The organism is Pseudorhodoplanes sp. (assembly GCF_035565855.1).
Classification (GTDB): domain Bacteria; phylum Pseudomonadota; class Alphaproteobacteria; order Rhizobiales; family Xanthobacteraceae; genus Pseudorhodoplanes.
In genome coordinates, this window is the sequence record NZ_DATMRX010000349.1 from 1 (window position 1) to 12,302 (window position 12,302).

The following is a 12,302-nucleotide window of genomic DNA, read 5'->3' on the forward strand; positions in this document are numbered from 1 at the left end:
CACGTTCTCGACAAAGGCCTTGAACGCCTCCTTCACCGCATCGAAGGTCTTGAAGTGGTCGAGATGTTCCGGATCGACATTGGTGACGATGGCAATGTCGGCGGGCAGCTTCAGAAACGTGCCGTCGGATTCATCGGCTTCCACGACCATCCAGTCGCCGGCGCCGAGCCGCGCGTTGGTGCCGTAGGCATTGATGATGCCGCCATTGATCACTGTCGGATCGAGCCCGCCTGCATCGAGCAATGTCGCGACCATGGAAGTCGTGGTGGTCTTGCCGTGCGTGCCGGCGATAGCCACCGCCGACTTGAGCCGCATCAGTTCGGCCAGCATTTCCGCCCGCCGCACGATCGGAAGTCGCTTGGCCCGCGCCGCGATCAATTCCGGATTGTCGCGCCGTATCGCCGATGAAACGACCACCACACTCGCGCCCTCGACATGCTTTGCGTCATGGCCAACCGCAACCTTGATGTTCTTCTCCCGCAGTCGCTTGACATTGGCGCTTTCGGAGACGTCCGATCCGGTCACTGTGTAATCGAGATTGGCCAGCACTTCGGCAATCCCGCTCATGCCGATGCCTCCGATCCCGACAAAATGGATCGAGCCAAGATCGCGCGGCAATTTCATGGGCAGGCCCCCGACAGAGAGTCATTCGAACGAGGCAAATCGGCTGCGGCACCGCTCCGACTGCTGCCTCTCCCTTCCGGAAGAGGGCTTTTGTGAGGGGGTACAGAATCTGCCTTCAAATTGTAACCCCTCACCTCGACCGGACGTCGCGCGGCGAACTCCCGCCAAGCGAAAAATGTCCGCAGATCATGCCGCCCTTGAACCGGTTTCCTCAAAGTTTGGCCCTAATTGGCGCGCGCGACCTTCAGCACCAGATCGGCCAGCCGGTCGGCGGCATCGAGGACGCCGATAGCCTTGGCGCGGGCGGCCATTGTCGCAAGCCGGTCCGGATCGGCCGCGAGGGCGTCGATTTCGGCGGCGAGCCGGTCGGGTGTGAAATCCTTCTGCAGGATGCGGATTGCACCTCCGGCCTTTTCCAGCACGCCCGCATTCGCGGCCTGGTCCTGGTCCAGCGCGTGCGGGAGCGGCACGAGGATTCCGGGCCGGCCGATCGCTGACAATTCGGCGACGGTGCCGGCACCCGACCGGGACACCACAAGATGGCTCGCCGCCATCCGCGCAGGCAGGTCGGTGAAAAACGGGGCGATGTCGTGTGCGACTTGAGCTCTCGTATAGATGTCGCGAACGCGCGGGATGTCCTCTTCCCGCACCTGCTGCGTGATCTTCAGGCGCATCTGCAGATGCGGGGGAAGTTTGGCCACGGCCGGCGGCACGATATCGGCCATGATACGAGCGCCCTGACTGCCGCCGAACACCAGCATGTGCAGCGGCCCGTTCGGCTCGACCGGCGCAAATGGCGTGCCGGCCGCCGCGAGCACCGCGGGACGCAGTGGATTTCCGATGCAGGTAGTCTTGATCGCGAGCGCCTTGTTCTTGTCAGTAACGCCTGCAAAGCCGGTGGCGATCACGTTGACGCGCGCAGCGAGGAAGCGGTTGGCGCGGCCCATAACCGCATTCTGCTCGTGCAGTACAGTTGGAATCTTCAGGAGACTCGCAGCCAGAACCGGCGGCACTGAAGGATAGCCACCGAAGCCCACCACCACCGATGGCCTGACCTGCCGCATCATCGTAACGGCCTTGAACAGGCCATAAGCCAACGTGCTTCCGGCGCGCATGATCGAGATCGGATCGCGGCCTCGGAATGTCTCGCTCGGGATCACATAGACCGATTTGAAATGGTCGTTGTATTTCGCGGCGCGATTGTCGGTCGCGAGCGCGGTGGCGATGCCGCGTTTCGACAAGGCAGCGCTGAGCGACTCGGCCGGGAAAAGGTGGCCGCCCGTGCCGCCCGCGGCGACCATCACGAGCGTCTTGTCGTTTCCTTCCGCGACAACGGGAAGGTCGGCGCGGTGCGCCGGGACGAGGTCGTTTGTCATGGCCGCAGCTTACCCCCACCCGCTTCGCTTCGCGAACCGGCCTTTCCTGCCCGCAAGGGAGGTATCAACAGGCCGCCGCCGGGGCCATGGCCGCTCCATGCCGGCCGAATTGCTCGGCACGCGGCCGATCTCTGGTCAGAGCCAGCACCATGCCCATGCCATAGGCCAGCGACAGGAGCGAGGACCCGCCATAGGAGATGAACGGCAACGTCATCCCCTTAGCCGGGATCAGGTGAAGATTGACCGCCATGTTGATCGCCGACTGGGTGCCGAACAGGATCGCAAGACCCGCAGCAGCGTATCGCGCGAAGGCATCCTGGGCGGCGATCGCCCGTGACAATACGCGGATGACAATGAAGGCGAACAGCCCGACCACGAGCAGGCACAGAACAATGCCGAATTCCTCGGCTGCCACCGCGAAAATGAAGTCCGCATGGCTGTCGGGCAGAATGCGCTTTACCGTGCCCTCGCCCGGCCCTTGGCCCAGCCAGCCACCCCGCAGAAACGACTCCACCGCGTTATCGACCTGAAACGTGTCGCCCGAACTGGGATCGAAGAACCGATTCACCCGGCGCGCCACATGCGGCACCGTCAGATAGGCCGCACCAAGACCTGCAACCGCAGCCCCGGCAAGGCCCGCCACCCAGATCAGCCGCATCCCGGCCATGAAGAAGAGGACGCCCCAGACCATGGTGGTCAGCATGGTCTGACCGACATCCGGCTGCAGCATCAGAAGGGAGACGACGGCGCCGAGCAGGCCGAGCGCCATGATGTTGGCCGGCATGTCCGGCTTGCGCGCGGATTCGGCAAACAGCCACGCGATCAGGATGACAAAGGCCGGCTTGACGAATTCCGAGGGCTGGATGTTGACCCCAAGCAGAACGACCCAGCGGCGCGCGCCCTTGATCTCGGTGCCGAAAACCAGGGTGCCGGCAAGCAGCACCATGCTGAGGGCAAACACCACCAGCGCCAGCCGCCTGATCTGATGAGGCGACAACAGCGACGTGCCGAGCATGATCGCGATCGCCGGGATAAGATAGAGAATCTGCCGGTTCACGAAATGAAACGGGTCGAGGCCAAGCTTCGTGGCCACCGGAGAACTGGCGGCGAGAAGGAGGATGATTCCAGCCAGCATGAGCGCGCCGAGCGCCGCCAGCGTCAGCCGGTCCATCGTTCGCCACCAGACTGCAAATGGCGTGAGTTGCGTCCGCGAGATCATCTGCGCCCCCGAAGGGGCAAAGTCGCGCGTTGCGGTTTAGGTTTGATTAATACTGCCTTGCCCTCCCCCGGGGAGACGGGGCGGATGACCTACGGTCCGGAGAACACGCCGGCTCGAAAGGACGACTTAAGCGCGAACGCGGCGCGGGTTATGTCACCAGCCGCTGCACCAGCTCGCGGAACCTGTTTCCCCGCACCTCGAAATTCGGAAACTGGTCGAACGAGGCGCAGGCCGGCGACAGCAGAACCGCCGCGGGCTTGCCGGCCTCGAGCGCGTCGCGCGCCGCGTGCTCGACCGCAACGTCCAGCGTGCCTGCAATCTCGTATGAGACTTTTCCATCCAGGGTCTGCGCAAATTCCGGGGCCGCCTTGCCGATCAGATACGCCTTGACGATCTTGGGGAAGAATTCGGCAAGGCTCGCAATGCCGCCCTCCTTCGGAAGCCCGCCAGCGATCCAGTAGATACGATCGAATGAGGCGAGCGCCTTAGCGGCAGAATCGGCATTGGTGGCTTTCGAATCGTTGATGAATAGCACCTCGCCCTTTTTTCCGATCTCCTCCATGCGGTGCGCGAGACCCGGAAAGCTGCGCAAGCCGTCCTGGAGAGTCTTGTCGTCGACGCCAAGCGCAGAGCATGCGGCAATCGCTGCGACCGCATTCTGCATGTTGTGGCTACCGCGCAAGGAGCCGATGCCGGTGAGGTCGGCGATGTCCTCGGCTTCACTGCCGCCGGTGCGGTAGATGTTATGTTCGCCGCCGACATAGCCGTGCGGCACGATCCGGTTGATGGAGATCGGCACGACCGGGCGCTGCATCGCGGCAAGCTCCCGCGCCATGCCGCGCCCGTAATCGTCGTCCACGCCGATAATGCGAGTCTTGGCGCGGCCGAGGATGCGGCTCTTCACCGCTGCATAATGCTCGATGGTGCCGTGGCGATCGATGTGATCGGGCGTGACATTGAGCATGATACCGACGGTCGGATCGATCGAGGGCGCCAGGTCGATCTGATAGGACGAACATTCGATCACGTAATGACGCTGCGGCTCCGGCGGCTCGAGCTGGAGCACCGGGACGCCGATATTGCCGCCCATCTGTACATCGCGGCCGGCATGGCGCAGAAGATGCGCGATCAGCGCGGTGGTGGTCGACTTGCCATTGGTCCCGGTGATGGCGACGAACGGAGCGCTGGGCGCGTGTTTGCGCCGCTCGCGGCAGAACAGTTCGACATCGCCGATGACTTCGACGCCCGCCGCTTGCGCGAGCTTCGCGGACCAATGCGGCTCGGGATGGGTGAGCGGCACGCCCGGCGTCAGGATCAATGCTGCGATCTTTGACCAGTCGATGTTGCGCAGATCGGCGGTCGCGACCTTCGCCGCGGCCGCCTCCGCAACTTTCTTTTCGTTATCGTCGAAGGCGATGACGTCGGCGCCGCCGGCAATCAGGGCGTGACAGGTCGCAAGCCCCGATCCGCCGAGACCGAAGACGGCGACCGTCCTCCCGGCGAAGGTTGTGACCGGGATCATCGCAGCTTCAGCGTGGAGAGCCCGATGAGCGCCAGCATGATCGAGATGATCCAGAAGCGGATCACGATCTGCGGCTCGGTCCAGCCCTTTTGCTCGTAATGATGATGGATCGGCGCCATCCGGAATACGCGCTTGCCGAACAGCCTGAACGAAACCACCTGCACGATCACCGAAACCGCCTCGAGCACGAACAATCCGCCGATGATCGCGAGCGCAATCTCGTGCTTGGTCGCGACCGCCACCGTGCCGATCAGGCCGCCGAGCGCGAGCGAACCGGTGTCACCCATGAAGATCGAAGCGGGCGGCGCGTTGTACCAGAGAAAGCCGACGCCGGCGCCGATCACCGCGCCGCACAGAACGGCAAGCTCGCCGGTGCCGGCGACGTAGTGGATCTGCAGGTAATCGGCAAAGAGCGCATTGCCGGCGAGATACGAGATCAGCCCGAAGCTGAGCGCCGCGATGATGACCGGCACGATGGCGAGGCCGTCCAGTCCGTCGGTGAGGTTTACCGCGTTGCCGGCGCCGACAATGATGAAGGCGCCGAAGACGATGAAGAACCAGCCGAGATCGACGATGAGATCCTTGAAAAACGGAAAGGTCAGCGAGGTGGCAAAGGCGGGCCGGCCAAGCTGGGCGATGGCAAGGCAGGCAAGGATCGCGACCACCGTCTCGGCGGTGATGCGCAGCTTGCCGGAGAAGGCGGTGTAGGCCTGCTGCTTGGTGACCTTCAGATAATCGTCATAGAAGCCGATCATCCCGAACGCCACCGTCACGCCGAGCACGATCCAGACATAGGGATTGTAGACATTGGCCCACAGGATGGTGGAGACGGTCACGGCGAAGATGATCATCAGTCCGCCCATCGTGGGCGTGCCGATCTTGCTCTTCAGATGCGATTGCGGACCGTCCTCGCGGATCGGCTGTCCGCGCCCCTGCGCCGCCCGCAGCCAATCGATGATCGGCGAACCGGCGATGAACATGAACAGCGCCGCGGTCATCAGGGCGCCGCCGGTTCGGAAGGTGATGTAGCGAAAGATATTCAGTATCTGGAGTTGATCCGAATAATCGGCAAGCCATGTGAGCATGCGGCGATCAACCCTGCGCTGCTGTCATCGCCGGGCGTGGCGCATATTTGCGCTGCAACGCCTTGACGATGGGGGTCATTTTCGAACCGAAAGAACCCTTGATCATGATGGCGTCGCCGCCCGAGACCGCTTCGAGGACCTGCGGTTCGAGGGCGCTTGAGTCCGTTGCATAGCCGCCCCGGCGGTTGGAGGGAAGCGCCTCCCATAGATTTCGCATCCCGGGACCCGCGCAAAACACCAAATCGACCGCGTGATCCACAATCGGCTTGGCGAGGCCAGCATGCAGGGCAGCGGATTGCGCGCCAAGTTCGAGCATATCGCCGAGCACGGCGATTCGCCGCCCGCGGGGACCGGGATCGGCTTGTCCCAGAAGCGCGATGGCCGCGGCCATCGACACCGGATTGGCATTGTAGCTTTCATCGATCAGGAGCGCCGTACCGTTCGGAAGCTCCAGCGTGATCCGCGTCCCCCGCCCGTTCGCCGGACGCAGATCGGCGAGCGACAGCGCCGCCATGGCGAGGTCGGCGCCGGCCAGCTTTGCCGCCGCGAGCACGGCCAGCGAATTGAGCGCGAGATGCTTGCCCGGCGCACCGAGCTTGTAGGTGACATCGTCGCCGAGAATGCGTGCCTGCACGGTCGAGGTGTCAGGCTGCAACATGCATTTGAGAAGCTGCGCATCCGCGTTGGCGTTTTCGCCGAACGACACGATCCTTGCTCCGGCTTCATAGGCGCGGCCGGCGAGTCTCTCAAACTGCGGAATATCGCGATTGATGATCGCGGTGCCCCCGGACACGAGGCCGTCGAAGATTTCCGCCTTGGCGTCAGCAATCGCATCGAGCGAGGCGAAATATTCAAGATGGACCGGCGCCACCGTGGTGATGATCGCGATGTCGGGCCGCACCAGTTGCGAGAGCGGCGTGATTTCACCGGCATGGTTCATGCCCAGCTCGAACACGGCGAAGCGCACATCCGCGGGACAGCGTGCGAGCGAGAGCGGCACGCCCCAGTGATTATTGTAGGAAGCGGCAGAGGCATGGGTTTCGCCTTCGCGCGAAAGCACGAGGCGCAACGCTTCCTTGGTCGATGTCTTGCCGACCGAACCCGTCACCGCGATGACCTTGCCGCGCAGACGCGCGCGCGCCGCCCGCGCGAGGTCGCGCAAAGCCTCCAGCACGTCATCGACCACCAGCAACGGTGCATCCGCCGGTAGCGCGGCGCGCCTGTCGGCTGACACCACCGCGAGTCCCGCGCCTGCCTTCAATGCTGCATCGACGAAGTCGTGCCCATCGCGCGCGTCGCCCTTGATGGCGAAAAAGGCGTCGCCAGCGGCCAGCGTGCGGCTGTCAATGGAAATGCCGCCGACGGTGGCCGGCAAAGGTCCCTCGCCCCGCGCGCGCATCGCCGCCGCCATGGCGTCCACGGTCCATAAAGCCTGCCCGCTCATCTGGTCTTGCCCCCCAACGCTGCCGCCACCGCGTCGTGATCGCTGAACGGCAATACCCGGTCGCCGACAATCTGGCCGCTTTCGTGACCCTTGCCGGCGATCACCAGCACGTCCCCGGTCTTGAGTTCGGCGATGGCGGTCCGGATCGCCTCTCCGCGGTCGGCGATTTCGATCGCACCTGGCGCCGCCTTGAGAATCTCCGCGCGGATGTTGGCCGGGTTCTCGTTGCGCGGGTTGTCGTCGGTGACGATCACGTGCTCGGCCTTCTCCGCGGCAATCGCCCCCATGATCGGGCGCTTGCCCTGGTCGCGATTGCCGCCGCAACCGAACACCACCACCAGCCGGCGCTTCACATAGGGCCGCAACGCGTCGAGCGTCTTGGCGAGCGCATCCGGCTTGTGCGCATAATCGATGAAGACCGGTGCACCGCCGGTCTGTCCGGCAAACTCCAGTCGTCCCTTCGCGCCTTCGAGATCTTCCAGCGCAGCGAAGACAGCGTCCGCAGGCGTGCCGGTAACGATCGCAAGACCGGCGGCGACCAACGCATTCTCGACCTGGAATTCCCCAACGAGAGGCAGGTGAAGCTCGTAGCGTCGCCGCTCGAACTGAAGCGTGAGCTTCTGCGCATAACCATCGATCCGGCTTTTCTCGAGACGGATGTCGTCGCCGTCGCGCCCAACTGTGAAGACGCGCAAGCCCCGCTTCGATGCCGCTTCGCGCACCCGCCGCGCTTCGGGATGGTCGGCTGAAATCACCGCGGCGCCGTCGGCGCTCACAAGGTCCTCGAACAGCCGCAGCTTGGCACGCAGATAGGATTCGAGATCGGGGTGATAATCGAGATGATCGCGGCTCAGATTGGTAAAGCCGCCGGCGGCAATCCGCACGCCATCCAGCCGATGCTGGTCGAGGCCATGGGACGATGCCTCCATCGCAAGATGCGTGACACCCTCGCCGGCAAGCTGATCGAGCGTGCGATGCAAGGCCACCGGATCCGGTGTCGTCAGCGAGCCGTAAGTCTCGCCTTTCGGAGACACGACCCCGATCGTGCCAATGCTGGCCGCAGCATAGCCCGCCGCCTCCCAAATCTGGCGCGTGAAGGCCGCGACCGAGGTCTTGCCGCTGGTTCCGGTGACGGCGGCGATCGTCGAAGGCTGCCGCGGGTGAAGCCGGGCGGCCGCGACGGACAGCGCCTGTCTTGCATTCGGAACGACCACAATGGGAATGCCGGCAGATGGCCCACCTCGTTCGGCGACGATCGCGGCTGCGCCCGCCTTCCGCGCGTCTTCGGCAAAGCGCAATCCATCGTCCCTGGCGCCGGCGATGGCGACGAAGAGGTCGCCCGGCTTGACCGCGCGGCTGTCCGGCGTAACGCCGCCAATGTCGATGGCGGCAGCGGCGGAGTCGATGGGGCCCAATCCGGCCAGGATTTCGGAGAGCTTCATTTCCGCGATGTTTCACGCTCCGAGCGGTCGGGCAAGGGCTTCTTTTCGTCCATGGGCAGAACGCCCTGCCCTGTGGCGATCACCGTGTCCGGGTCCGGGTCGAGGCCGTCGCCGCGAGGATCTGCTGGTCGGCGGGGGGCAGGTCGAAGCGCGGTTCGATGCCGAGCAGCGGCGCGATGCGGGCAATGACCTTTCCGGCGGTCGGCGCGGCGTTCCAGCCGGAGGTCGCATAGCCCTTGGTCTCGGCGATCGGCTGCGGCTCGTCGAGCATGATCAGAACGAGATAGCGAGGCTTATCGGCGGGCAGCACCGCGGTGAAGCTCGTGAGCAGCTTCGATTTCGAATAGCGCCCGTTGATCACCTTTTCCGACGTGCCGGTCTTGCCGCCCACATAGAAGCCTTTCACCTCGGCACGTGTAGCAGAGCCTTTCTCGGCATTGAGACGCATCAGATAGCGCATCCGGTCGGACGTCTCGGGCTTCACCACCTGCCGCGCGAGCTTGGCCGCCTCCTCTTCGCTGCGCTTGAGAAAGGTCGGGGGGATGAGCTTGCCGCCATTCATCAACGCCGAAATGCCCATCACCGCCTGCAACGGCGCGACGGAAAGCCCGTGGCCGAATGCGATCGTGACGGTGTTGAGTTCGGCCCAGCGCTTGGGCACCAGCGGTTCGGCGCTTTCCGGGATTTCGGTGCGCAGGCGATCGAGTTGCCCCATCTTCTTCAGGAAGGCCTTGTGATGCTCGACGCCGAGGCCAAGCGCCATGCGCGCGGTCCCAATGTTCGACGAATAGGTGAAGACTTCCGGCAAGCTCAGCATGCGACGCTGCGCATGAAAGTCGTTGATCTTGAACTTGCCGTATTGCAGCGGGTGGCGCGCATCGAGCGACGAGCCCAGCGTGTACTTCCCTGAATCGAGCGCCATGGCGAGCGTCAGCGCCTTGAAGGTCGATCCCATCTCGTAGACGCCGGTGGTCAGCCGGTTGATGCGGTCCTTGTCGAGCGCTTCACGCGGATCGTTCGGATCGTAATCCGGCACCGACACCATCGCGACGATTTCACCGGTATTGACGTCCGTCACGAGGCCGGCCGCGGCCTTGGCCTTGAATTTCTGGCGCGCCGCAAGAAGCTCCGAGCGCATGGCATGTTGCACGCGCAGGTCGACGGCAAGCTCGACCGGCTTCTGCTGCCGGTCGGTGGCGAAACCGAGCGAATGCAGATCGGCAAGACCGCTGCGATCGAGCCACTTTTCGATTCCGGCGATGCCCTGGTTGTCGATATTCACATGCCCGATCAGATGCGAGACCGAGGCGCCATTCGGATAGACGCGCTTGTTCTCGGCACGAAAGCCGATGCCCGGAATCCCGAGCTTGTGGATCTGCCGGCGCTGCTCCGTGGTAATCTCCCGCTTCAGCCACACGAAACCTTTTTTCGACGAAAGCCGCTCGCGGATTTCCGTCGCATTCAGGTCCGGTATGGTGGCCGTCAGCAATTCGACCGCCTCATCGACATCGATGATGCGGCGCGGCTCGCCGAACAGCGACGGCGTGCGCACGTCGGTCGCGAGAACTTCGCCATTGCGATCGAGAATATCGGGCCGAGCCGTCGCGATGATATCGCCGCCGCCACGTCTCGATTGCGAGCCATCCGAGGTTGCGGCGAGATAGACAAGGCGGCCGCTGATCACCGTATAGATGCAGGCGAAGGCAACGATCACGAGTCCGACGCGCGCACGACTCTTGGTTTCACGGTCAACGTTCTGACCGTAAAGCAGGCGCTCCATCAGCCGCCTCTTTGGCGCAGTCACATTTGGCGTGGCCTGCGTCACGGGCGGCTCCGCTCGTTGGTCGAGCCGGTGGTACCGATATCGGCGTCGCCGATCAGGGCGGCGATGGGATCGGACTCCTGTTCGGGCGGCGGCGGGCTCTTGCGCTCCGGCAGCGTGGCAAGATTGTCGATCTGCACTGCATCGAGCGGCTTGAGCGGCAGGTGACGCTGCGCGAGATCTTCGATGCGACCCGGCGAAACCAGCTTTGCCCATTCGGCGCGGAGGGCTGCGATCGCGTCGCGCTCGCGCCTGATTTCGCCGCGCAGCTTGGCGAGCCGTTCGGCCTGCATCGTGGATTCGAACTTGATGTCATAGACATAGGCCGCGGCGAGAACCATCGCGACGATCACGAACAGATGCAGGATACGCATGCTCATCGGCCCCGCATCGCCTCCGCGAGACTGGGAACACCGCGCATGACGTCATCGATATCCGCCGGCTGTGCCGGAGCGCCGTTGCGTTCCGCAGCCCGCAGTTTGGCGGAACGCGCGCGGGGGTTGCTTGCGATTTCCTGGTCGTCAGGACCGACCGGCTTCCTGGTCAGAAGCACGAAGCTCGGTTGCGGCCCACGCGTCTCCGGCGCGTGGCGGGATCCCGCCAGAATCCGGCTTCGATCCGCGAGGAACGTCTTGACGATGCGGTCTTCCAGCGAGTGGAAGGTCACAACGACCAGGCGGCCGCCCGGCTTGAGGATCCGTTCGGCCGCTGCCAGCGCCGCGGCGAGTTCGACAAGCTCCTCGTTGATGAAGATGCGCAGCGCCTGAAACGTGCGCGTGGCGGGATGAATGGCTCCGGGGCGCGCATGCACGACGCGCTCGACGATCGCGGCGAGCTGGCGCGTCGTTGTGATCGGCGCTTCGCCGCGGGCACGCACAATCGCACGCGCAATCGGACGCGCGAACCGCTCCTCGCCGAGCCTCGCGATGATGGTGCCGAGGTCGCGTTCCGATACCGCGGCAATCAGGTCAGCAGCACTCGGCCCATCACGGCCCATGCGCATGTCAAGCGGCCCGTCATTGCGAAACGAGAAGCCGCGGGCGGCCTCGTCGAGCTGCATCGAGGAGACGCCGATATCGAGCACGACGCCATCGACCGAGTGATGGCCGGCGCTCCGCGCAACCTCATCCAGATTGGAAAAGCGGTCCTCGACCAGGGTCAGGCGGCCGAGCGATGCCGCGACGAGACCCGCGCCGGCGTCGATAGCCGTCTTGTCGCGATCGATCCCGATCACGCTGCAATCGGCGGCATCGAGAATGGCACGCGAATAGCCGCCCGCGCCGAAGGTGCCGTCGAGATAAAGTCCGCCGTCGCGCGGCGCGAGATACCGAAGCACCTCAGCGGCGAGCACGGGAATGTGCCGGGCCAGTCCGCCATCGACAGCGTTTCCGCCGTCGCGGCCCGTCATCATTCCCGTGCCCCTTGCGGGTTCGCCGCACGCTCGGCGCCGATCCGCTTCTTGAGGGCACGCATCTTTCCGGTGGCCTCGGAAAGGCGCGCGCTGAAGCGGTCCGGCGCCCAGATCTGGAATTTGTGACCAAGTCCAACGAACGCGACCGCGTCCATGATCCCGGCATGGTCCTTCAACTGATCCGGCAGAACGATGCGTCCCTCCGAATCCAGCTTCAGTGTCTCGCTGGTCCCGTAGAGGGAGATCGCGAATTGCTCGCGCTCCTCCGAGAAGGGCGGGAAGCGTTCGATCAGCTGCTCGATCTCGGTCATGAGCCGGCTGCCGCCAGCCTCCAATGCGGGCCGATCCGCCGAGGGA

General features: G+C 64.3%; 11 protein-coding genes. All 11 read right to left on the reverse strand.

Annotated features, from left to right (window positions below):
* Positions 1-624, reverse strand: a 624-nt coding sequence (locus VN004_RS20075; RefSeq protein WP_325613947.1) for a Mur ligase domain-containing protein, incomplete at its 3' end; no start/stop codon positions are given.
* A gap of 224 nt (positions 625-848) precedes the next feature.
* Positions 849-1,925 carry an undecaprenyldiphospho-muramoylpentapeptide beta-N-acetylglucosaminyltransferase gene (gene murG / locus VN004_RS20080; protein ID WP_325613956.1) on the reverse strand — a complete coding sequence of 359 codons (1,077 nt, stop codon included), beginning with the start codon at positions 1,923-1,925 and terminating at the stop codon, positions 849-851.
* A 139-nt stretch (positions 1,926-2,064) separates the two neighbouring features.
* Positions 2,065-3,219, reverse strand: a complete 1,155-nt coding sequence (gene ftsW / locus VN004_RS20085) for a putative lipid II flippase FtsW (RefSeq protein ID WP_325613948.1) — start codon at positions 3,217-3,219, stop codon at positions 2,065-2,067.
* A gap of 148 nt (positions 3,220-3,367) precedes the next feature.
* On the reverse strand, positions 3,368-4,741 hold the full coding sequence (murD, locus tag VN004_RS20090) for a UDP-N-acetylmuramoyl-L-alanine--D-glutamate ligase (RefSeq protein ID WP_325613949.1): 1,374 nt from the start codon (positions 4,739-4,741) through the stop codon (positions 3,368-3,370).
* Entirely contained in the window at positions 4,738-5,826 is a 1,089-nt protein-coding gene (gene mraY / locus VN004_RS20095) for a phospho-N-acetylmuramoyl-pentapeptide-transferase (RefSeq protein ID WP_325613950.1), read from the reverse strand. The genes murD and mraY overlap by 4 nt, the downstream gene beginning before the upstream one ends.
* Before the next feature lie 7 nt (positions 5,827-5,833).
* Positions 5,834-7,270, reverse strand: coding sequence for a UDP-N-acetylmuramoylalanyl-D-glutamyl-2,6-diaminopimelate--D-alanyl-D-alanine ligase (locus VN004_RS20100; protein WP_325613951.1), 1,437 nt, complete (start codon positions 7,268-7,270; stop codon positions 5,834-5,836).
* Positions 7,267-8,712: a UDP-N-acetylmuramoyl-L-alanyl-D-glutamate--2,6-diaminopimelate ligase gene (locus tag VN004_RS20105; RefSeq protein ID WP_325613952.1), complete on the reverse strand. Its 1,446-nt coding sequence runs from the start codon at positions 8,710-8,712 to the stop codon at positions 7,267-7,269. The genes VN004_RS20100 and VN004_RS20105 overlap by 4 nt, the downstream gene beginning before the upstream one ends.
* A gap of 79 nt (positions 8,713-8,791) precedes the next feature.
* On the reverse strand, positions 8,792-10,492 hold the full coding sequence (locus VN004_RS20110) for a penicillin-binding protein 2 (RefSeq protein ID WP_325613953.1): 1,701 nt from the start codon (positions 10,490-10,492) through the stop codon (positions 8,792-8,794).
* A gap of 41 nt (positions 10,493-10,533) precedes the next feature.
* Positions 10,534-10,914, reverse strand: coding sequence for a cell division protein FtsL (gene ftsL, locus VN004_RS20115; protein WP_325613954.1), 381 nt, complete (start codon positions 10,912-10,914; stop codon positions 10,534-10,536).
* Positions 10,911-11,945, reverse strand: a complete 1,035-nt coding sequence (gene rsmH, locus VN004_RS20120) for a 16S rRNA (cytosine(1402)-N(4))-methyltransferase RsmH (protein ID WP_414710368.1) — start codon at positions 11,943-11,945, stop codon at positions 10,911-10,913. Before rsmH ends, ftsL begins: the two co-directional genes overlap by 4 nt.
* Positions 11,942-12,302: division/cell wall cluster transcriptional repressor MraZ (locus tag VN004_RS20125; RefSeq protein WP_325613955.1), on the reverse strand; the 361-nt coding region annotated here is incomplete at its 5' end. The genes VN004_RS20125 and rsmH, both read right to left, overlap by 4 nt.

What these genes read in the sequence shown, in the direction of transcription:
- murG (WP_325613956.1), bottom strand. Translation starts at nt 1,925, where the DNA reads ATGGTCGCCGCGGGCGGCACGGGCGGCCACCTTTTCCCGGCCGAGTCG.
- ftsW (WP_325613948.1), bottom strand. Translation starts at nt 3,219, where the DNA reads ATGATCTCGCGGACGCAACTCACGCCATTTGCAGTCTGGTGGCGAACG.
- murD (WP_325613949.1), bottom strand. Translation starts at nt 4,741, where the DNA reads ATGATCCCGGTCACAACCTTCGCCGGGAGGACGGTCGCCGTCTTCGGT.
- mraY (WP_325613950.1), bottom strand. Translation starts at nt 5,826, where the DNA reads ATGCTCACATGGCTTGCCGATTATTCGGATCAACTCCAGATACTGAAT.
- VN004_RS20100 (WP_325613951.1), bottom strand. Translation starts at nt 7,270, where the DNA reads ATGAGCGGGCAGGCTTTATGGACCGTGGACGCCATGGCGGCGGCGATG.
- VN004_RS20105 (WP_325613952.1), bottom strand. Translation starts at nt 8,712, where the DNA reads ATGAAGCTCTCCGAAATCCTGGCCGGATTGGGCCCCATCGACTCCGCC.
- VN004_RS20110 (WP_325613953.1), bottom strand. Translation starts at nt 10,492, where the DNA reads ATGGAGCGCCTGCTTTACGGTCAGAACGTTGACCGTGAAACCAAGAGT.
- ftsL (WP_325613954.1), bottom strand. Translation starts at nt 10,914, where the DNA reads ATGAGCATGCGTATCCTGCATCTGTTCGTGATCGTCGCGATGGTTCTC.
- rsmH (WP_414710368.1), bottom strand. Translation starts at nt 11,945, where the DNA reads ATGATGACGGGCCGCGACGGCGGAAACGCTGTCGATGGCGGACTGGCC.